The organism is Microbacterium sp. ZW T6_19, from assembly GCF_044987465.1.
GTDB lineage: Bacteria > Actinomycetota > Actinomycetes > Actinomycetales > Microbacteriaceae > Microbacterium > Microbacterium natoriense_A.
In genome coordinates this window covers 170,251-190,314 of the sequence record NZ_JBJDRH010000006.1, presented here as the reverse complement: position 1 = coordinate 190,314, position 20,064 = coordinate 170,251, and the positions used below count along the sequence as shown (strand labels likewise).

General features: G+C 68.5%; 21 protein-coding genes and 1 riboswitch. Of the genes, 11 read left to right on the top strand and 10 right to left on the bottom strand.

Features of this window, described 5'->3' with window-relative positions; translation table 11 throughout:
- Nucleotides 1–6 precede the first annotated feature (6 nt).
- The 3 genes from ACI3KT_RS11170 to ACI3KT_RS11160 all read left to right on the top strand — a co-directional run bounded on the left by ACI3KT_RS11170 (nucleotide 7) and on the right by ACI3KT_RS11160 (nucleotide 1,869).
- A complete protein-coding gene (locus ACI3KT_RS11170) occupies nucleotides 7–1,017 on the top strand; it encodes an FUSC family protein (RefSeq protein ID WP_404904286.1) in 1,011 nt (336 codons plus the stop codon).
- An 81-nt stretch (nucleotides 1,018–1,098) separates the two neighbouring features.
- The gene (locus tag ACI3KT_RS11165; protein ID WP_292906107.1) at nucleotides 1,099–1,365 is read left to right on the top strand and encodes a thioredoxin family protein; all 267 of its coding nucleotides are present in this window, start codon (nucleotides 1,099–1,101) and stop codon (nucleotides 1,363–1,365) included.
- Between the two features lie 93 nt (nucleotides 1,366–1,458).
- Nucleotides 1,459–1,869 (top strand): VOC family protein, encoded by a 411-nt coding sequence (locus ACI3KT_RS11160; protein ID WP_292906105.1) that lies wholly within the window; start codon nucleotides 1,459–1,461, stop codon nucleotides 1,867–1,869.
- Between the two features lie 139 nt (nucleotides 1,870–2,008).
- On the opposite strand, the gene thrC is transcribed toward ACI3KT_RS11160, so the two are convergent.
- From thrC to ACI3KT_RS11140, 4 genes are all read right to left on the bottom strand, one after another.
- On the bottom strand, nucleotides 2,009–3,412 hold the full coding sequence (gene thrC / locus ACI3KT_RS11155) for a threonine synthase (RefSeq protein WP_404904284.1): 1,404 nt from the start codon (nucleotides 3,410–3,412) through the stop codon (nucleotides 2,009–2,011).
- 101 nt (nucleotides 3,413–3,513) lie between these two features.
- Nucleotides 3,514–4,623: a hypothetical protein gene (locus tag ACI3KT_RS11150; protein WP_404904282.1), complete on the bottom strand. Its 1,110-nt coding sequence runs from the start codon at nucleotides 4,621–4,623 to the stop codon at nucleotides 3,514–3,516.
- The gene (locus ACI3KT_RS11145) at nucleotides 4,598–5,197 is read right to left on the bottom strand and encodes an RNA polymerase sigma factor (protein ID WP_404904280.1); all 600 of its coding nucleotides are present in this window, start codon (nucleotides 5,195–5,197) and stop codon (nucleotides 4,598–4,600) included. The genes ACI3KT_RS11150 and ACI3KT_RS11145 overlap by 26 nt, the downstream gene beginning before the upstream one ends.
- Before the next feature lie 56 nt (nucleotides 5,198–5,253).
- Nucleotides 5,254–5,748 (bottom strand): methylated-DNA--[protein]-cysteine S-methyltransferase, encoded by a 495-nt coding sequence (locus tag ACI3KT_RS11140; RefSeq protein ID WP_307294820.1) that lies wholly within the window; start codon nucleotides 5,746–5,748, stop codon nucleotides 5,254–5,256.
- A 370-nt stretch (nucleotides 5,749–6,118) separates the two neighbouring features.
- Here ACI3KT_RS11140 and ACI3KT_RS11135 point away from each other — a divergent pair, with 370 nt between their 5' ends.
- Nucleotides 6,119–7,720, top strand: a complete 1,602-nt coding sequence (locus ACI3KT_RS11135; protein ID WP_404904278.1) for a sigma-70 family RNA polymerase sigma factor — start codon at nucleotides 6,119–6,121, stop codon at nucleotides 7,718–7,720.
- On the opposite strand, the gene ACI3KT_RS11130 is transcribed toward ACI3KT_RS11135, so the two are convergent.
- From ACI3KT_RS11130 to ACI3KT_RS11120, 3 genes are all read right to left on the bottom strand, one after another.
- Nucleotides 7,621–8,043, bottom strand: coding sequence for a CHY zinc finger protein (locus ACI3KT_RS11130; protein ID WP_404904276.1), 423 nt, complete (start codon nucleotides 8,041–8,043; stop codon nucleotides 7,621–7,623). The two genes, ACI3KT_RS11135 and ACI3KT_RS11130, sit on opposite strands and share 100 nt — an antisense overlap.
- 29 nt (nucleotides 8,044–8,072) lie before the next feature.
- A complete protein-coding gene (thiC, locus tag ACI3KT_RS11125) occupies nucleotides 8,073–9,803 on the bottom strand; it encodes a phosphomethylpyrimidine synthase ThiC (protein WP_404904275.1) in 1,731 nt (576 codons plus the stop codon).
- Nucleotides 9,798–9,905: riboswitch (TPP riboswitch) on the bottom strand. (Overlaps the previous gene by 6 nt.)
- A gap of 29 nt (nucleotides 9,906–9,934) precedes the next feature.
- The gene (locus ACI3KT_RS11120) at nucleotides 9,935–10,729 is read right to left on the bottom strand and encodes an SDR family oxidoreductase (protein ID WP_307294807.1); all 795 of its coding nucleotides are present in this window, start codon (nucleotides 10,727–10,729) and stop codon (nucleotides 9,935–9,937) included.
- A gap of 64 nt (nucleotides 10,730–10,793) precedes the next feature.
- Here ACI3KT_RS11120 and ACI3KT_RS11115 point away from each other — a divergent pair, with 64 nt between their 5' ends.
- From ACI3KT_RS11115 to ACI3KT_RS11105, 3 genes are read left to right on the top strand one after another with little or no spacing between them, the layout of a single operon-like run.
- Nucleotides 10,794–11,384, top strand: a complete 591-nt coding sequence (locus ACI3KT_RS11115) for a TetR/AcrR family transcriptional regulator (RefSeq protein ID WP_292906089.1) — start codon at nucleotides 10,794–10,796, stop codon at nucleotides 11,382–11,384.
- A gap of 47 nt (nucleotides 11,385–11,431) precedes the next feature.
- Nucleotides 11,432–11,950, top strand: a complete 519-nt coding sequence (locus tag ACI3KT_RS11110; RefSeq protein ID WP_404904272.1) for a hypothetical protein — start codon at nucleotides 11,432–11,434, stop codon at nucleotides 11,948–11,950.
- A gap of 24 nt (nucleotides 11,951–11,974) precedes the next feature.
- Nucleotides 11,975–13,078 (top strand): fatty acid desaturase family protein, encoded by a 1,104-nt coding sequence (locus ACI3KT_RS11105; RefSeq protein ID WP_404904271.1) that lies wholly within the window; start codon nucleotides 11,975–11,977, stop codon nucleotides 13,076–13,078.
- Nucleotides 13,079–13,093: 15 nt separating this feature from the next.
- Here ACI3KT_RS11105 and ACI3KT_RS11100 read toward each other — a convergent pair whose 3' ends face one another.
- A complete protein-coding gene (locus ACI3KT_RS11100; RefSeq protein ID WP_307294794.1) occupies nucleotides 13,094–13,408 on the bottom strand; it encodes a hypothetical protein in 315 nt (104 codons plus the stop codon).
- Between the two features lie 111 nt (nucleotides 13,409–13,519).
- On the opposite strand from ACI3KT_RS11100, the gene ACI3KT_RS11095 reads away from it, so the two are divergent.
- The 3 genes from ACI3KT_RS11095 (at nucleotide 13,520) to ACI3KT_RS11085 (ending at nucleotide 15,242) form a co-directional block, all read left to right on the top strand.
- On the top strand, nucleotides 13,520–13,999 hold the full coding sequence (locus ACI3KT_RS11095; protein ID WP_404904269.1) for a ferritin-like domain-containing protein: 480 nt from the start codon (nucleotides 13,520–13,522) through the stop codon (nucleotides 13,997–13,999).
- 171 nt (nucleotides 14,000–14,170) lie between these two features.
- On the top strand, nucleotides 14,171–14,452 hold the full coding sequence (locus tag ACI3KT_RS11090; protein WP_404904267.1) for a hypothetical protein: 282 nt from the start codon (nucleotides 14,171–14,173) through the stop codon (nucleotides 14,450–14,452).
- Nucleotides 14,453–14,558: 106 nt separating this feature from the next.
- Nucleotides 14,559–15,242 (top strand): NADPH-dependent F420 reductase, encoded by a 684-nt coding sequence (locus ACI3KT_RS11085; RefSeq protein WP_307294787.1) that lies wholly within the window; start codon nucleotides 14,559–14,561, stop codon nucleotides 15,240–15,242.
- A gap of 78 nt (nucleotides 15,243–15,320) precedes the next feature.
- Here the strand turns inward: ACI3KT_RS11085 and ACI3KT_RS11080 are convergent, their stop codons facing one another.
- Nucleotides 15,321–16,283 (bottom strand): alpha/beta hydrolase, encoded by a 963-nt coding sequence (locus ACI3KT_RS11080; protein WP_404904265.1) that lies wholly within the window; start codon nucleotides 16,281–16,283, stop codon nucleotides 15,321–15,323.
- Between the two features lie 22 nt (nucleotides 16,284–16,305).
- On the bottom strand, nucleotides 16,306–17,019 hold the full coding sequence (locus ACI3KT_RS11075) for an alpha/beta fold hydrolase (protein WP_404904263.1): 714 nt from the start codon (nucleotides 17,017–17,019) through the stop codon (nucleotides 16,306–16,308).
- Nucleotides 17,020–17,243: 224 nt separating this feature from the next.
- Between ACI3KT_RS11075 and ACI3KT_RS11070 the strand changes: the two genes are divergently transcribed.
- Entirely contained in the window at nucleotides 17,244–20,003 is a 2,760-nt protein-coding gene (locus ACI3KT_RS11070; RefSeq protein WP_404904262.1) for an ATP-binding protein, read from the top strand.
- Nucleotides 20,004–20,064: the final 61 nt, after the last annotated feature.

Below are 20,064 nucleotides of genomic sequence, written 5' to 3'. Positions count from 1 at the left end.
GGAAGGGTGAGTCTGTTCGCCTTCGCCCCCTCGCGCGGTCCGCGCTGGCAGCTCGCGCTGCAGGCGGCGCTCGGCATCTCGATGCCGATCGCCGTGATGACGATCGCGGGCCAGCCTGCACTCGGATATCTGGCGGCGTCCGGCGCGTTCACGGTGCTGCACTACGGCTCGCTGCCGGTCGTAGAGCGGGCGCGGGTGCTGCCGGTCGTCGGTGCGGCGCTCATCGCCGCGGCCGGGCTCGGCGCTCTCGCGTCCAGTGCGATCTGGCTCGCGAGCGCCGGTCTGGCCATCATCGCGATCGCGAGCGCTGCGCTCGCCTTCGGGTTCCGACTCGGACCCCCTGGTCCGCTCTTCTTCGTCCTGACCTTCGGTCTCGCCGCGCACGTCGTCGGCTCCGGAGCCATCGGCGGTGAACTGTACGTGGCGGCGTTCGCCGCAGGATGCCTGTTCTCGTATCTCCTGTCGCTGACGCCGCTCGTGCTGCCTCGGGTGCGGAACAAGGCCTCGCGAACCCTTCGTGCGCTGCTCCCCGGTCCGACGCTGACTCCCGACGGACGGATGCTGCTGCTCCGCGTCGCGCTGGTGGCCGTGATCGGCGTGCTGCTCGGTCTGGTGATCGACCCCACGCGCACGTACTGGGTCGTCGGCTCCGGTATCGCAGTGATCGGAGTGGCCGCCGCACGCAGAGCCGCTTTCGAGCGCGGGCTGCATCGGATGCTGGGCACCGTCGTCGGCGCGGGCGTGTACGCGCTGCTGGTGCTGCTGCATCCGTCCGGGCTGCTGCTGGCCCTTCTGCTGGGCGTCCTTCAGTTCACGATCGAGATCATCGTGGTGCGTCACTACGCACTCGCGCTCGTCTTCATCACGCCGATGGTGCTGCTGCTCGCGGGAGCCGCGACGGGCACGATCGGCTCGCTCGACATCGCGTTCGAGCGCATCGTCGACACCCTCGTCGGCGCGGCTCTCGGCGCGGCATCCGGCGTCCTGCATCCGCGGACCGCGCCCACCGAGCGTTGACCGGCACGCAGGCCTAGGGAACATCGGCGGACCGCGGCCGGTTGGAACAGACGGAGTCCTGCACGGACACGAAAGGCGACGATGGAACTCACCCTGATCAGCTCGTCGTTCTGCGGGGCGTGCTCACGCACGCGAGCGGTGCTCGCCGATGCGGCGCGGTTCCTGCCGGGGGCGACCGTGACGGAGATCGACGTGGCGCGAGATCCGGATGCCGCAGAGGCGCTGGACATCCGCTTCACTCCGACCGTCGTGATCCGCGACGACGCCGGCGCCGAAGTGTTCCGCGCTGAGGGTGTGCCCACCGTTCCTCAGGTGCTCACCGCCGCCGTCAAGGCGCTCCCCGGCTGATCCGGAGGCTCTTGCGGGGGCGACGCACCCGGCGCAGACTGGGCCTGCCCGCCTGGAACCCTCGCGTGCATCCACTCGACACCGGGAGCCGACATGGCCAATCTCAATCCGTATCTCTCCTTCCGCGACAACGCGCGTCAGGCCATGGAGTTCTACCAGGGCGTGCTCGGGGGCGATCTCGACGTCAACGTCTTCTCGGAATTCCCCGACATGATCCAGGACCCGAGCGAAGGCGACCTCGTCATGCACGCGCAGCTCACGACGCCGGACGGCTTGGTCCTGATGGCGTCGGACACCCCGAGCTCGATGCCGTACGTGGCACCGCAGGGGTTCTCGGTCTCGCTGAGCGGAACCTCCGCCGAGGCCACGCATGCCGTGTGGGACGGCCTGTCCGACGGCGCCACCGTGACGATGCCGCTGGCTGAGGCGCCCTGGGGCGGCCTGTTCGGCATGCTCGTGGACCGCTTCGGCGTGAACTGGATGCTCAACGGCGACCCGACCTGACCTGTCCTCGGCGACCGTTCGACGACGCCGAGACCCCCTGATACTGCCGAGACCCCCACGTATCGACACGAATACGTGGGGGTCTCGGCGCGAAACGGGGGTCTCGGCGACGTGCGCGGGGTCAGCGACGTGCGCGGGGTCAGCGCAGCGCGTGCTCCTCGATGAAGGCGCGCAGTGCGGCCGCATCGTCGGACAGTTCGGTGACCTGCTGAGGGGCTTCGAGCATGGTGCGCAGCTCGGGCGAGTAGTCGAGCTCGACGCCGATCGCCTCGCGGATCGTCTCGGCGAACTTCTGGGGCTTCGCGGTCTCGAGCACGAGCATCGGCACGCCGGACTCGATGTACTCGCGTGCGACCTTGACGCCGTCGGCCGTGTGCGGGTCGATGATGTCATCCGATGCCTCGTGCACCGCGCGGATCGTCTCGAGCCGGTCGGCGTGGGTCGAGGTGCCGCTGACGATGCCGAACTCCTCTTCGAAGCGGGCGAGCTCGTCCGTGAAGTCGACGCAGCCCTGCTCGTCGAGATCGCGCCAGGCGCCGACGACACGAGCCGGGTCGCGGTCGACCAGCTCGAAGATGAAGCGCTCGAGGTTGGACGCCTTGGAGATGTCCATCGACGGGCTCGAGGTCGCCAGAGTCTGCTGGGCGCTGCGCGGGCGGTAGATGCCGGTGCGGAAGAACTCGTCGAGGACGTTGTTCTCGTTGGCCGCGAGCACCAGACGGCGCAGCGGCAGGCCCATCTGCTTGGCGTAGAAGCCCGACAGGATGTTGCCGAAGTTGCCGGACGGCACGGTGATGCTCAGCTCGGTCCAGCCGCCGGCATCCGTCGCCCGCAGCCAGGCCCAGAAGTAGTAGACGACCTGCGCGGTGATGCGCGCGAGGTTGATCGAGTTCACGGCGCCGAGGTGCTGCGTGCGCTTGAAGTCGAGGTCGCCGGCGAGCTCTTTCACGAGGTTCTGGCAGTCGTCGAAGACGCCGTCGACAGCGATGTTGTGGATGTTCTCGTCGTCGATCGAGAACATCTGCGCCCGCTGGAAGGCGCTCATGCGGCCCTGCGGCGAGAGCATGAACACCGAGATGCGCTCCTTGCCGCGCAGGGCGTGCTCGGCCGCGGAGCCGGTATCGCCCGAGGTCGCCCCGAGGACGTTCAGCACGGATCCCTTGCGCTCGAGCGCGTACTCGACGACCTGCCCGAGGAACTGCATCGCCATGTCCTTGAACGCCAGCGTCGGACCTTCGGAGAGGCCGACGAGCGTGATGCCGCCGTCGATCTCTCGCAGTGGGACGACCGATTCGGGGAACGGCGCGTACGCGGCCTCGGTCATGCGCGCGAGGTCTTCGCGCGGGATGTCGGTCGCGAACAGGCCGAGAACCTCGGTTGCGAGCTGCGGGTAGGTGAGTGCTCGCCAGCGCTCGAGGGTCTCGCCGTCGACCGTCGGCATGACCTCCGGGACGGCGAGTCCGCCGTCGGTCGCCAGGCCTTCGAGCAGGGTGTCGCAGTACGGCAGCGGCTGCATGCCGCCTCGGGTCGAGATGTACTGCACGGGGGCTCCTCAAGTCGGAATCGGCGCGGGACTTCCATTCTCGCAGGTGCCGAGGAGCGGATGACACGGGGCGGATGCCGCGGCATCCGCCCCGTGTCGCATCACGGCTGCGGCGCCTCGTCGACGACACTGACCTCGATCGCCCACGTCGTCCACGGGATGTCAGCCGGAACGACGCGCGTGGAGCGACCCGTCGGATACGAATCGCGGTAGCCGACGATGCGACCGGAGTCCGTGTCGATGTCGACCTGCTGCACGTGCTCCTCGCCGAGATCCGATCCCTCTCCGAGGCGGGTGCGCAGCTCGAGAGTCGTGACAGTGCCCGTCTGCCCCGCCACGTCGACGCCGCCGAGCAGCCCGAGCACGTGCAGCGTGGCCACGCGCAGATCCGCCGGCATGAGGTCTGTGCCCAGAGCGCGAGTGATGTAGCTGAAGAGGTAGCCGCTGTCGTCCGATGTGGAGAGGTGCTGCCGGTACCAGGAGAGCAACCGATCCGGGTCACGTGGCATCTCGTCGTAGAACTCGCGGAACGGATCGAAGAACTGGTCATCGCTCGTCGTCTCCGGATCCCACGACTGCAGCCCCGCCGGCAGCCGCTCCAGTCCGCCCGGATCGGCGTCGCGCTCGGGGTAGGACTCGACCAACCGCTGATAGGCCGGAAGGGCGGCCTGATCGCCGTACACGTCGAGCACCTCGTTCACGAACCGGTCATCGAGGATCCAGTCCCCCGAGCGGTCGCTCGGCACATACAGGTCGCGCACTCCGCGAGCGCGCACAGCGCCCTCGGAATTCTCGAAGGTCGAGGTGTTGAATCCTGCGACGTACTCGTCGGAGGTCGCCGGATCCGCATCGGCATCCCACAGCGACACCAGCTCGTAGGTCTCGCTGACCTTCAGGTACTGTCCCGGCCCGACGACGGGATCGGTCCCCGCCAGCACTTTTCCCGCGGCGTCGTTGAGAACCGCGACTGCGGCAGCGGACGCCGTCTCCGGTACGACCGGCGCGACGGTCCCCACGATCACGATGGTCGCGACGGCGGCGGCTGCGGATGCCGTACCCAACGCCCCTCCCCATACCCAACCACGGCGCACACGGCGCGGCGGTCGCTCCGCCATCGCGGCGACGAGGGTCCGACGTGAGGCGGCGATGCGGGTCGCCGCGGTGTCATCCGGCGTGTTCTCGATCTCACGCACCAGCTCCAAGACGTCCATCTTCCAGCTCCTTTCCGATCCAGGTGAGGCGTGTGAGCTGCGACCCCGGCGGGGCCAGCTTGCGACGGACGCGGTTCAGCCGCGACCACACGGTGCCGACGGGCACTCCGAGCGCCTGGGCGATCTCTTCGTGGCTCAGTCCGCCCCATGCGAGCAGCAGCAGCGTCTCGCGGTCTCTCCCCGACAGCGCGGCGATGCGCGGGGCGAGCGCGGCGATCGCCGCGGCGGCATCCATGCGCACCCCCGCCTCGTCGATGCCGCCCTCGGTCGTGTGCTCGCCGCCCATCGATGCCGTGATCGCTCGCCAATGCCGCGCCTCGGTCGCCCGGTGCCGCGCGGCGACCCGCGTGGCGATCCCGAGCAGCCAGGGCCGAGCGGAGTCCCACGCGCGATCGAACGAATCGCGTCTGCGAAAGGCGATCAGGAAGGTCTCGCTGAGGGCGTCTTCCGCAGCATCCGGTCCGAGCCTTCGTCGGAGGAAGGACTCGACCGACGCCGCGTGCCGGTCGAACACCTCGGCGAACGCCTGCGGTGTCCGCTCGGATCGGCGGAAGATGTCGCTGTCTGTGCTCACACCAGGTATTCCTCGATCGCGCGATTCCGCTTCACGTTCTTCTTCGCAGCGGATGCTCAGAACAGAGAAGTCGGCAGCGCTCCCTCGTGCTCGAGCAGCCAGCGCTTGGTCTCGAGCCCCTGCCCCGGCTCGCCGCCCGAGTAACCGCCCAAGCCGTCGCCGGCCACCACACGATGGCAGGGAACGATCAGCGGAACGGGGTTCGCGCCCATGATCGCGCCGATCCCGCGGGCTGGGATCGTGGTACCGCTGCGCACGGCCAGTTCTCCGTATGTGACGGTGTCTCCGGACGCGACCGTCTCGAACAGCGCCGTCAGCACGGCACGGGTCGCATCGGTCTGCGCGCCGAGATCGATCGGCAGGTCGAAATCGCGCCTCTCGCCGTCGAAGTACTCACGCAGCTGTGCGATCGCCTCATCGAGCAGGGCGTCCGGCCCGGCATCCGCTCCGACCGGCGCCGTCGACCGCCAGGTCACCTGGGTGATCGCCGCGCCCGAGCTGACGACGCCGATCACGCCGACGGGCGTCCGCAGGGTTCCGAATGAGGGCATGGGGTGAGACTACGCCCCACCGGCGACAGCCGGATCATGCGTGTGGCAGAGGGACCGACCGGCCGCATCGACGTGGCTGACGAGCACCGGCTGACCGCCGGCGGAGAAGATCTCGAAGAAAGTTTCCGGAACCCGCGTCATGATCCGTTCGTGAGCGCGTCTTGCTTGTGTGACGAAGATCGATTCTTGGGGATAATCCTTCGCATCGACGTCTGGGCCGCCTCTCCCCTCATGTGCGGCCCGCGGGTGGGGCCTCCTCCCATGGCCCCACCCGCCTTCTCTTCTCACGGGTCATGCAGACGTGCGGTCACCGCTCTGGGGTATTCTCGGCTCACCGGCACCCGAAGCCGGTCGCTCACCTTGAGGTCTGATGGACGAACCACGCGACGCCCCGGAGTCGGACAACGCCCTGCTGCTGCGCAGCCGCAGCGGTGACCGCCACGCGTTCTCCGAGCTCTGGCGCCGGCATTCGCCCGTCGCCGTCGCCTACGCCCGGAGCCTCGGCGCATCTCCCCCCGACCCGGAGGACGTCGTCTCCGATGCCTTCCTGAGCATCCTCCGGCAGCTCCGCAGCGGCAAGGGACCGCAGCGCAGCTTCCGTCCCTACCTGCTCACGACCGTCAAGAACACCTGGATGGGCCATGCTCGACGAGCGCCGATCACGATGCCTCTTGACGACGCCGAGCATCCGCCATCTCTGATCGGATCGATCGACGTCGAGGCGATGGTGAACTCGGCGGCCGTCGTCGAGGCGTTCGGGTCGCTCCCCGAGCGCTGGCAGCATGCCTTGTGGCTCAGCGAGGTCGAGCAGCTGCCTCCCCGGGAGATCGCGGAGGTCCTGCACATCCGCCCGAACTCGGCGGCCGCGCTCACCTACCGCGCCCGAGACGCCCTGCGCAAGGCGTGGATCCGCGCGCACCTGCGCACCGCACCGATCGGCAGCGAGCACGCCCGCGTGATCGAGCTGCTCGGAGCCTACGCGCACGACGACCTCGCGCCGCGGTCGGAGCGCTTCGTCACCGCGCACATCGACGAGTGCGAGACCTGCAGATCCGCCGCCGGCGAGGCCAGGCGTCTGGCGCGCGCGATGTCGCTCGGCCCGCTGCTGGCCGGCGGCACCGGACTCGTGCTCCTTCCCGCCCTGTTCCCGACCGAGCAGGCCGCGGCCGCGGCGACCGGACTCGCCGGATGGGCCGGACTTCCGGCCCACGTGCAACCGGCCCTCGACGCGGCAGGGAACACCGCCCCCGTGCTCTGGCCGGTAGCCGCAGCCACCGCCGTCGCACTGTCGATCAGCGGCAGCCTGTTCGTGCGCCCAGTCGCCGAGCCGGATGCGACGGCCGCACTCGCCCCGGCTGCGTCGGCGCCTGCGCGTCCGGCTCCCGCGGTCCCCTCTTCGGTGCCCGCGCCGGCGGTCACCGCACCCGCGCCGGTCGCGGCGGCGCCCGTTCCCGTTCCGGTCGCACCGCCAGCGACCACGAACCCGACCCCCGTCGCGCCCGTCGTCGAAGAACCCGGCGAAGACGCGGTCGACAAGACCGTCACGATCCTCACGAAGACCGACCGCGGTCGGGATCACGACGACGAGGATCCTGGCGGCGACGAAGGCAACGCGTTCGGTCACGACAAGAAGGGCGACGTCACTGCGGAAGACGTCGGCGACATGATGTCCGCCCGAGGGTCCTCCTGGTGGACGACCGCGGTCATCGTCTACGTCACAGCAGACGATGAGAGCATCAGCGTGGCGGTGTGGGGCGCGGATGAGACCGAGGTTGCACTCGTCGTCGACGATCAGACGATCGGAACAGCGTCGGACGAGGCGGTCGACTTCGATCTCGCGCTGCCCGAGGGCGAGCACACGCTCGAGGTGTACTACGTCGACGACGAAGGCGCTGTGGGAGACCTCGCGGCCGAGACAGTCGTCACGACGGGCAAGGCGCCTTCTCGCGAAGACGGCTCCACCTCGAAGTAGAGGTGCGCATGCAGTGCGCAGCCGGGGTTGAAGCTCGACGCGCACGACGGGCAGGCGGTGACCTCGAGGTACTCGGCGATGGACAGTTCGTCGCCGCACACGCCGCACAGCACGGCGCGCGCGCTCCTCGCCTCGATCGGCCAGGGGGAGCTGTCATGTCCGGCGACCTCGGCGTGACACAGATGGCACGGATAGTAGTCGCCGCAGCACGCGAAGCGGATCGCGACGATGTCGAGCTCCGTGCGGTAGTGGACGCACCGCGTCTGCCCGTCGACCACCGGCCCGAGCACGGGTGGAGGCGTGGAGAGCGGATGCGGCGGCATCCGCTCATCCTGGCATGCGCGCCGCCGCGTCATTCGCGCAAGGCGGGCGCCGGGAGGTACACGGTTCCGCCCGCTTCCCGGAACGCGTCCGCCTGCTGCTGCATGCCGGCGATCGCCGTCTGCTCGTCGACGCCGCCGAAGCGGTCGCGGATGTCCTGCGAGATGCGCATCGAGCAGAACTTCGGACCGCACATCGAGCAGAAGTGCGCGGTCTTCGCCGGCTCTGCAGGCAGCGTCTCGTCATGGAAGGCCTCGGCCGCCTCGGGATCGAGCGACAGCGCGAACTGGTCGCGCCAGCGGAACTCGAACCGCGCCCTCGACAGAGCGTCGTCGCGGTCGCGGGCACCCGCGTGACCTTTCGCGAGGTCGGCGGCGTGGGCCGCGATCTTGTAGGTGATCACGCCGGTCTTCACGTCGTCTTTGTTCGGCAGTCCCAGATGCTCCTTCGGCGTGACATAGCAGAGCATGGCGGTGCCGTAGCGAGCGATCTCGGTCGCCCCGATCGCCGACGTGATGTGGTCGTAGCCTGGCGCGACATCTGTGACGAGCGGTCCAAGGGTGTAGAACGGCGCGCCATGGCAGAGTTCCTGCTGACGTTCGACGTTTTCGCGCACGAGGTGGAAGGGCACGTGTCCCGGCCCCTCGACCATCACCTGGACCTCGAACGCCCACGCTCGCGCCGTGAGCTCGGCGAGCGTGTCGAGCTCGGCGAACTGCGCCGCGTCGTTGGCGTCGGCGATCGATCCCGGCCGCAGCCCGTCTCCGAGCGAGAACGCGACGTCGTAGCGCGCGAAGATCTCGCACAGCTCATCGAAGTGCGTATACAGGAAGTTCTCCTGATGATGCGCGAGGCACCAGTCGGCCATGATCGACCCGCCGCGCGAGACGATGCCGGTCACCCGGTTCGCGGTCAAGGGCACGTAGCGCAGCAGCACCCCGGCATGGATCGTCATGTAGTCGACGCCCTGCTCGCACTGCTCGATGATCGTGTCGCGGAAGATCTCCCAGCTCAGCTCGTGCGCCTTGCCGTCGACCTTCTCGAGCGCCTGGTAGATCGGCACTGTGCCGATCGGCACCGGCGAATTGCGCAGAATCCATTCGCGGGTGGTGTGGATGTCGTCTCCGGTGGACAGGTCCATGACGGTGTCGGCACCCCACTTCGTCGCCCAGCGCAGCTTGTCGACCTCCTCGGCGATCGAGCTCGTCACAGCCGAGTTGCCGATGTTCGCGTTGATCTTCACGAGGAAGGCGCGACCGATGATCATCGGCTCCGATTCCGGGTGATTGATGTTCGCGGGGATTATCGCCCGCCCGGCGGCGAGTTCCGCGCGCACGAGCTCGACGTCGCAGCCCTCACGGAGAGCGACGAATCGCATCTCGGGCGTGATCAGGCCACGGCGCGCGTAGTGCATCTGGGTGACCGTACGGCCGTTCAGGCTGCGCCGAGGCGGGCGGCGGGTGCCGCGCCATTCGTCTGACGCAGCTCCACGCCGCGCCGCCCCTCGTCCGTCGTCGTTCAGATCGCGAGCGCGCCCTTCGTACTGCCCTGTGTCACCCCGTTCAACTATCCACGTCTCGCGCAGCGACGGCAGGCCGTCCTCCGGCTCGCAGGCCGGCCCCTCGGTGCGGTACACGTCCACTGGAGGGTTGGTGGTTCCGCCCGGTGAATCAGACAGCGGGATGCGGGTGACGGGCACGAAGATGCCGTGTTCTTCGTCGTGATGGTGCGCGAGTTCGCGCACGCGGGAGAGCGTGCTCACAGGACTCCTACTTCCTACGCCGGCATTACCCGGACAGGTTCGACGGTCGCAGGCAGCATCAGCCAGATCTCAGCCCGTGCTCGGGCACCCGTGTGGTCGGGACGAGAGTAGCACGGCCTCGGAGCGCGTCATCACGCCGACTCGGCCAGCAACCGGCCGCTGATCGCGAGAGTCATGCGACGCGGCATGAGGCCGACGAGCTTGCTCGTCACGGCGTTCGCGGCACCCGACACGATGCTCGCGGGTGTGCGCCGACGATCGAGCGCTGCCATCGCCTGCGCGACCACGTCGGTCGCGGACTGGAAGCGGCCCACCGCTGCGGCCTCTGTGCCGACGACATCGAAGAACTCCGTGCGGGTCGCTCCGGGGCTCAGGGCGAGCACGCGCAGACCGGACGAGCGTGTCTCATGCGCGATCGACTCGGTGAAGCTCAGCACGAAGGCCTTGGATGCGCCGTACACCGCCATGCCGGGGCACGGCTGATAGGCCGCGACGCTCGCCACGTTGACGAGGGCGCCCCGGCCGTCGCGAGTCAGCTCGGGGAGGAACTCGCGCGTGATCCCGACGAGCGAGGCCACGTTGACCTGCACCATCTCGGCCATACGCGCAGCGTCCGCCTCGACGAAGTCCCCCTTCGCTCCGAAGCCGGCGTTGTTGATCAGCGTCTGGATGCGGATGCCTCGCTCGTCGAGCGCGGCGCGAAGACGTGCCGGGGCGCCGGCGTCGGCGAGATCGAGGGCGATCACGGTCGCCCGCACCCCGTGCTCCCGCTCCAGGCGGGCGGCGAGATCCTTCAAGCGGTCTTCGCGCCGGGCCACGAGCACGAGGTCGGCGCCGCGGCGGGCGAGCTGGGTGGCGAACTCGGCGCCGAGGCCCGAGCTGGCGCCGGTGACGAGGGCGGTGGTTCCGGTGTGGTGAATGGTCATGATCGCAAATGTAGACACTGACAGCATTGTTGTCAATGTCTACTTAGATCGATAGGGTTCAGATGTGACCGAACGCTCGTACCATCACGGCAACCTTCGAGAGGCGCTCCTCGACCGCGCCTGGGAGTCGATCGACGCCGGAGGCGTCGACGCGCTGTCGCTGCGTCAGCTCGCACGCGACGTGGGCGTGAGTCACGGCGCATCCGCACGCCATTTCAGCGACCGCACCGCCCTCCTCGACGCGGTCGCGGTGGCCGGATTCACACGAATGAACGAGGCGCTGGCTGCGGCCGTGGAGCAGGCTGCCCCGTTCGGCGAGCGGCTGCGCGCCGCGGGTCTCGCGTACATCGGCTTCGCGGTCGCGCACCCGGCGATCCTCGAGGTGATGTACAAGGCGAAGCATCAATTCGATGCTTCGGGCGAGCTGCGCGAACGGAGCAGGGCCAGCATGTCGATGGTCGTAGCGTTCGTCGCCGCAGCTCAGGCGGCGGGTGAGATTCCCGAAGGAGACGCGGAGCGGCGCGCGCTCGTGATCTTCGCATCCGTGCACGGTGTCGCAGCCCTCGCCACGGCAGACCTGCTCGACGGCGTCCCGTGGCAGGACGCGGCGGAGGCCACGATCGAGGTCATCCTCGGATCTCTCGGGGTCGAGTGACGAACGCGGCTGTGAGCGCACCCAGTTTGGCGGCGTAACGTCAGCACATGAACGCACAATTGAAGATCGCGGGGCTCAGCCCCGAACTGCTGGGTCTGGAATCCGTCCTCATCGGCTCGCTTCCGGCGACATTGATGACCGACGACGCACCAGACCGTTACACCGTGGAAGCGGTGTTCACGCGCAAGACCGATCGCGACGAGGTCGCCGCGATCCAGGGCAGCGAAATGCGCGCCCATCTGTCCGCGAACGGGTTCCCGACGGTCGAGCTGCACGTCGCGGATCGCAGGCTCGAGATCGCGAACACAAACCTCGAGGAGCTTCGTGACGGCCTCGCCGCCGTCATCGCGGAAAGACTCGCCGAGATCAGCGCCACCCTCCTGGAGGAGCGCGCGATCGTGGCCCATCGCTTCCAGGACGCCTCCGATCGGGAGCAGCACCGGGCGGCCGCTGTCGCCGCTCTCGCCGAATCGGTGGCGTTCATCCCCCGCCGCGCATCGGGTCTCCCTGACGACGACGCGCGCATCGACGACTGGGTCGAAGAAGGAGGTGCCGTCCTCGCGTAGGGCGACGCCGGAGAAGAGGTCATCATGGGCGGCATCCGTCCGACCGTGCACACCCGCCCGCGCGACGACGCGGTCCGCGCGAACAGCGCTTTCACCGAACTGGCGCAGCAGATCCGCGGACTCGGTCTGCTGCGTCGTCGCTACGGCTACTACTGGACCAAACTCATCGCGGCTCCGCTCGCGGTGGCCGTCTGCCTCATCGCCTTCGTGTGGATCGGCGACACGTGGTGGCAGCTGTTCACCGCCGCCGTCCTCGCGATCGTCTTCACGCAGATCGCGTTCCTCGGACACGACGCCGCCCATCGGCAGATCTTCGTCTCGGGGCGCTGGAACGACTGGATCAGCCTCGTCCTGGGCGATCTCCTGGTCGGCATGAGCTACGGATGGTGGCAGCACAAGCACACCCGTCACCACGCGAATCCGAACAAGCTCGGATCCGATCCGGACATCGAGCTCCCCGTCATCGCGGTCACCGCAGAGACGGCGGCTCGGCGTCACAGCCCGCCGGTCGCCTGGCTGCGGGCGCATCAGGGGCTCCTGTTCTTCCCCATCCTCCTCTTCGAGGGCCTCTCGCTGCACGCATCGAGCGTGCGTCGCGTGGTCGCAAAAGGGCGGCTCGAGCGCCGGTGGGCGGAGATCGCGTTCCTCAGCATCCGCATGATCGGCTATCTGGTGCTGGTGTTCATCGTGCTCTCGCCAGGCATCGCGTTCGTGTTCCTCGCCGTGCAGCTGGGACTCTTCGGGTTCTACATGGGCATCGCCTTCGCACCGAACCACAAGGGAATGCCCGTCGTGCCACGTGACATGACCCTGGACTTCCTGCGCCGCCAGGTGCTGATGAGCAGGAACATCCGAGGAAGCAGGTTCCTCGATGTCGCGATGGGCGGCCTGAACTACCAGGTCGAGCATCATCTGTTCCCGTCGATGCCGCGCCCGCAACTGCGCAAGGCGGCACCCGTGGTCGCGGCGTACTGCGACGAGCACGATGTGCGGTACACGCAGGTCGGACTGTTCGCGTCCTACGCGATCGTGGTCCGCTACATCAATCGGGTGGGACTCGGCGAGCGCGACGTGTTCACGTGCCCGCTCATCGAGCAGAGGAGCCTTGCGGGAAACTCAGGCGGATGACCGCAGATGCGTCAGCTACTCCTGGGGCGTATCGAGAACTTCGTCGACGAGCATGATGCCCCCGGTCGAGTTCACCGAGTGCATGAGATCTTCGATCCACTTCGCGTTGAGCTTGGGCGGCTCCGGCTCGTCGAACGTGAAACGCAGCGGGATCGACGGGTGGATCCAGATGGTCGACCGCCCGCCGGGCTCGCCCACCGGGTGCTTCCACGACAGCGTGAAGCTCTCCTGGCGGCGGAGCTTCGTGGCGATGACGACTTTGAGGTGTGCGAGAGCACGATCCTCGATGTGGATCGGGACGTGCGCAGCGCCGTAGTGCAGAGTGGCCATAACGCAACCATAGCGGTCCTCTAGCTTCCGCGAGCACGAAGATCAAGCCCCTTCGAGGACGACCGGCGCACCTCATAACGTGGGGTCGCCGCATCGACGAAGGGAAGCGAAATGCCGCAGACGACTCTCGAATCTCCTCAGGACCTCCTGCGATTCCAGCTCCGCACGGCGCTGACGATGGAGGACGATTCTCTGGCCGCGCTCAAGGAGCTGGCCGGGGCCGCACGATCCGCCGACATCAAGAAGCTCTTCCGCCATCATCAGGACGAGACGAAGGAGCAGATCGAGAACCTCCGTCGTGTCTTCACCCTCCTCGAGCTGCCGGAGTCGACGGCGCCGTCGCCCAGCACGAAGGGGATCTCCAAGCAGGCTCAGTCGCTCCTCAACCGGTCGGCCGCCTCGCTTCACGACCAGGTGGCGCTGTCGTGCGCCCTGGGCAATGAGCACTACGAGATCTCGGCCTATCAGAGCCTCATCACCGCCGTCACCCCCGTGCATGCAGAAGCCGCAGCGCTCCTGCAAGCCAACCTCGACCAGGAGACGCACACCAGCGAGGAGCTGCTCACCCGCCTGCAGGAGATGGCGGGATGAACCCTCCGCGCTCCGTTGAACATCGCCGCTCTTCTTCTTATAATGCTGGTGAAACTCTGGCGGGCAGAGGACGCCCGTCGACCGGCGGTGACGTTCTCCCGCTCGGACGCGGTGCGCTCCTCCGGCCGGCCGGCTCTGGCTACGACCGATGGGAGTATTGAGATGTCTGCGATGCCCGATCCCCGGTTCCAACTCCGGAAGGTCACAGACACCGAGTGGCTGATCCTCGACCACAAGTACGGCCCGCACGATGCGCGCAGGACCGTCGCGTGCATCTACAAGCTGGATGCCGTGGAATACGAGGTCCTCTGGTTGCGTGACCTGCCGCTGGCGAGCTACTACATGTCTGCCGAGGAGGTTCTCGACGACGTGCAGCGGTTCCACAACCCGCCGAGCCGGTCCGCCGCGCCGATCAAGATCCCTCACCTGCCGCCCCTCGCCGCAACCGCCTGACGGCAACAGGTCGGCTCGGGCACGGCCCCGGTACCACCGGCATCCCGTTTCTCCGGGCTGAGCGACGACGGAAGGCGCGACGCCCGACGGCGACTACGCTGTCCGGATGGACGACCGACGGCCTGCATCGCTCGGGATTCTCGGCGCGGGGCGCGTGGGCACGGTGCTCGCGCGCCTCGCGGTCTCTGCGGGATATCGCGTGCGCATCGCCGGATCGGGTGATCCCTCCCGGGTCGGTGCGGGTGCTCTCGCGACGACCGCGACGGCGCAGTGGGCGGGCGACGTCGCGCAGGAATCGGATGCTGTGATCCTCGCGATACCGCTGGGGCGGTATCGGGAGCTCCCTGTGGCGCAACTGCAGGGCCGACTCGTGATCGACGCGATGAACCACTGGTGGGAACTCGACGGCCTTCGACCAGATCTCGCGGACCTGCGCACCTCGACGAGTGAGACCGTGCAGAAGTTCCTCGGCCGAGCGCGAGTCGTGAAAGCGTTCAACCACATGAGCGCCCGCGACCTGGAGGAGGAGGCCCGCACTCCCGGAGCGCCCGGCAGGAAGGCGATCGCGATCGCCGGCGACGATCCGGCCGATGTCGAGACAGTCGCCGGGATCGTGGACGACCTGGGCTTCGACCCGGTCGTGGCGGGTCGCCTCGCTGCGGGCGCGATGCTCGAGCCCGGCACCGACGTGTTCGGAGCGGCCGCGTCGGCCGAGCACCTGCGCGAGCTCCTCGCCGGATTCGCCACCTCACAGCGGGGAATCATGCAGGCGCGCGCCCGAAGGTCGTGATGCAGGGGCCGCGAGACGCTCGCGACCCCTGCCCACAGCACGGCCCCCGCCGTCGGGACCGCGCCTGCGACGTTCGCCTCAGTTCTCGAGCGCCGCCTTGAGGAAGGCGACGGCCTGCGCGATCGCGGACTTCGCCGCGTGGGTGTCGTGCATCGAGTTCACCATCACGAAGTCGTGGACGATGCCCTGATAGCGGACGGCGGTGACCGGGACCCCGGCTCGACGCAGCTTGGCCGCGTACGCCTCACCTTCGTCCCGGAGCACGTCGGCCTCGCCCGTGATGACCAGGGCCTGCGGAAGACCGGCGAGCTGCTCGATCGTCGCACGAAGCGGGGATGCCGTGATCTCTGCTCGTTCCGCGGCATCGGTGGTGTACTGATCCCAGAACCACTTCATGCCTTCGAGCGTCAGGAAATAGCCTTCGGCGAACTCCTCGTATGACGCGGTGTCGAAAGAAGCGTCCGTGACGGGGTAGAACAGCGCCTGGGCGCGGAACACCACATCTCCTCGCTGCGCGGCCATGATCGTGAGCACCGTGGCCATGTTGCCGCCCACCGAGTCGCCCGCGACGACGAGGCGACTTCCGTCGAGACCCTTCTGCGAGCCGTCGTTCGCGACCCAGCGCGCGACGGCGTAGGACTGCTCGTTCTGCGTGGGGTATTGCGCTTCAGGGGCTCGGTCGTACTCCGGGAACACGACCGCCGCTCCCGTGCCGACCGCGAGGTCCCTCACCAGCCGGTCGTGCGTGTGCGCGTCCCCGAAGACCCAGCCTGCGCCGTGCGTGTACAGGATGACGGGGAGGGTGCCTTCTGCGCCCGCGGGTCGGACGATACGTACGGGAACGGTCCCGGTGGGGCCACCGTCGACCGTGATCCACTCCTCGTCGACCTGCGGCTTCCAGATGGGTTCGTCCTGCACCCCGTCCACGGCCTTTCGGCCGTCTTCCGGGGTGAGCTGGTAGAGGTAGGGCGGGTTCGCGGTGGCTTCCACGAAGGACTGGGCGGCGGGTTCGAGGGCGATGTCGTGGGGGTTGGCGCTCATGGCGGTCTCCTGTTCGAGAGGGTCAGTCGAGTTCGGCGATCGCGTCGGTGATGACCTTCGCGACCTCGACGGGGTGGGTCTGCATGACGAGGTGAGGAGCGTCGATCTCGACGACGGCGCGCACGCCTGCGCGCTGATAGCCGAACCGCTCGACCTCGGGGTTGATGGTGTGGTCGGAGGACGAGACGATGCCCCACGCGGGCTTCGTGCGCCACGCTGCCACCGAAGCGGCTTCGCCGAAGGCGAGCGCGGAGAGCGGGCGCTGCGACACCGCGAAGACCTCGGCAGTGCGAACGTCCACGCCGGCGGCGAAGACGGCCGGGAAGGCGTCGATCTTCACGGACACGTCGGTGCCGTCCGAGCCATCGGGCAGGGTGTACGGCTGATACACGAGGTTCGCCGCGAGGTCGGAGTCGGGGAATCCGCCCTGCAGTTGGCCGAGGCTCTCGCCCTCGACGAGCGCGTACCCCGAGACGTAGACGAGACCGACCACGTTCTCGGCTGCACCGGCAACCGTGATGACGGCGCCACCGTAGGAGTGGCCCGCGAGCAGTACAGGACCTTCGATCTGCTCGACGAAGCGTCGGATGTACTCCGCGTCGCCGGACAGCGATCGGTTCGGAACAGGAGGAACGAGAACCGCGTGCCCCTGGTCGAGCAGCTGGCGCGTCACCGGCGCCCAACTGCCGGCGTCGGCGAATGCGCCGTGGACGAGGACGATGGTCGGCGTGGTCATGATTGCCTCTTTCGAATGGTCGAGGCGCCGTGTCCCGCCGCGAACGGCTTGATGCGGCGCCGTTGCGAGAGGAGCGGATCGGTGATCCTGCTCCTCTTAGACGCTATGCGCCGGGTGCGTTCGGCGGACCGCCCGGGCGTACCTAGATCACGGGAATCGATGACCTAACTTTTCGGCCCGACGCCGGTTACGCGATCGGGCTCGATGCAGTGCATCATGTTCTGGTGCCTGAGTCCCCCCGCATCGTCGGCCGCAGCGATGAAGTCAGCGCCCTGCAGCGCTTGGTCGCGGACCTTCACCGTTCCGGCGGATCGGTCCTCATCACCGGCCCCGCGGGCATCGGCAAGACGACCCTGATCGGGGACGTCGCCGAGCACGCCAGGGCGGCGGGCGTGCGCGTGCTCGAGTTGACGGCGGCCGAGGCGGAGTCCCAGCTGCCGTTCGCTGCGCTGCACCAGCTCCTCTTCGCGTTCCGCCACTCCATCGCAGAGCTCCCCCCGCCGCAGCAGCAGGCGCTGCGGCAGGCCTTCGGCGAGGCCGACGGGGAGACGCCGAGCGTCTACCTGGTGGCGCTCGGCGCACTGACCGTGCTGTCGAACGCCGCATCCGCCGAGGGGCTGCTCATCACGGTCGACGACGCGCAGTGGCTCGATCCCGGCTCACAACAGGTGATGGCGTTCATCGCACGCCGTCTGTCATCCGAATCGATCGCGCTCGTCGTCGCGGAGCGTGCCGCCGAGGCGACGGGAGTCTTCCCGGCCGGTGTCCATATCGCGCTGCACCCCCTGGACGACTCCGATTCACTGCAGGTGCTCGCCGACGCAGGCGGCCGTCTCACACCCCGGCAGCGCCGCGACGTGCTCGCCTACGCCGGGGGCAATCCGCTCGCATTGACCGAACTTGCCACGCGACCGGAGCTCGCCGCACCCGGTGACCACGCGCTCCCCCTGTCAGAACGGCTCACCGCCGCTTTCGCCGCTCGTGTGAACCATCTCGATGAGGCCGCGCGGTCGCTGCTGCACGTGGCGGCATTGAGCGCCGACGGCGCCGCGAGCGAGATCCTGGACGCGACCTCGCGCCTCACGGGCGTGCACGATCTCCAAACGGCGCTGGACGCGATCATCACCGAGCATCTGCTGCACTCCGACGGCTCGACCATCCGATTCCCGCATCCGCTGGTACGGGCAGCCGTGCTGTCGGCAGCGACGCCCGGCCAACGCAGCAGAGCCCACCTGGCGATCGCCGCCGCGTTGCGCCCCGGAAGCGACCAGCGGACCTGGCATCTGGCCAACGCCTCCACGGGACCTGACGAGCATCTCGCCGCGACGCTCGAGGAAGGCGCAGAGCGGGCACGCCGCACCGGCGACGTCTCTGCCGCGATCTCGTCGCTCGAACGCGCAGCCGATCTGAGCGTCGACAGATCCGCACGCGTGCGGCGCAGCACGCGCGCCGCGGAGATCGCACTCGACGCCGGACGGCTCGACGCCGCTTCGGCGATCATCGATCCACTGGAATCCGGCGACGCCGACGACACGGTCCGCGCGCGACTGGCGTGGGTGAGGCATCTGCTCCCCGGCGCCGGGCGAGACGGCCAGGTGGAGACCGGCCTCGAGATCGTCGACGACATGGCTCGCGCCGGCGACGTCGAACGAGCCATCGACACCCTCCTCACCATGGCGTTCCACTTCTGGGGGTCGACGCCGACGGGTCTGCCCTGGCATCGGTTCATCGAGCAGGCGTCCCGCTACGGCGTCGAAGACGCAGACCCGCGGATGCTGTTCCTGATGTCGTGGGGAAGTCCGGAGGAGCACGCGGGCCGGGTACGGCGGGCGGCGCTGGCGATCGATCCGTCAGAGCTCGCCTCGACCGAGCGCAGGCGTCTCCTCGGTCTCGCGCTGGGCGCCGCCGGCATGCAGACCGACGCTGAGAAAGTCCTGTCGGGTGTGGCCGACGAACTCCGTGAGCAGGGCGAGCTGTCGCTCCTCGCGATCACCCTCACCAGCTTGATCGGCAGCCGCTTCATCATGGGGGACCTTCGAGGCTCCCTGATGGCCGGGCTGGAGGCGCGCCAGATCTCGGAGGAGACGGGCGAGTCGTTCATCGGTCTGACTGCGGCGGTCCTGCAGGGCTTCGCAGAGGGAGTGATGAGCGGGAGCTTCGACGGCGCGGCGCTCGCCCGTGAATTCCCGTCCGCGGCCTTCGCCCTCCCGCACAACCCCTTCCTCGTCCAGACCCTCATCGCGGAGGGGATCAGTCTCAGCGCTGCCGGACGGTTCGCCGACGCCGACCAGCGCTTCTCTCGGGTCGTCGATCCGGAGGATGCCGCGCACCATAGATCGTGGGCGATGCTCGCGCTGCCGTTCTACGTGTTCGCCGCGGCCAGGTCAGGACGAGCGGAGGACGCGGCCGTCGTCGTCGAACGGATGCGTGATCTGGGCAGCCTCGTCGAGGGCGACCTGCTGGCGTGGGGACTCGCGTTCTCGGACAGCATCCTGGCTGCGGACGAGGATGTGGAGCGCCGCTTGCTCGCGCTCACGCGAGAAGGACGGAATGCTCCTGCGCTGCTCGTGGCACTCGCGGTGCTCGATCGCGGCGAACGGCTGAGCAGGATCGGTCGAACCGCGGACGCGGCGACGGCGCTGCAGGAGGCGCGCGCACGTCTCGACGCCTTGGGAGCGCGCGCCTGGGCCGACCAGTCGCGTCGCCTCCTGCAGTCCCTCGGCGAGCGTTCGCCTCGTGCGCGCCCCGACCTCGGCCAGGCGCTCACACCACAGGAGCAGAGGATCTCGGCGCTCGTCGCAGAGGGACTCACCAACAAGCAGATCGCCGCTCAGTTGTATCTCTCGCCGAAGACGATCGCCGCCCATCTGCACGCGGTGTTCCGCAAGCTCGGCGTCTCCTCGCGTGTCGAGCTCGCGATGATCGACAAGGGCGGGAGCCTCCCGATGCCCTTCCCGACGACGGGAACCGCGAACCGACGTTGACCACCGCTCGCCGTCCTCCATCACGAGGACAGGGGCCGCAGGGCGCGCCCCGAACATGGAC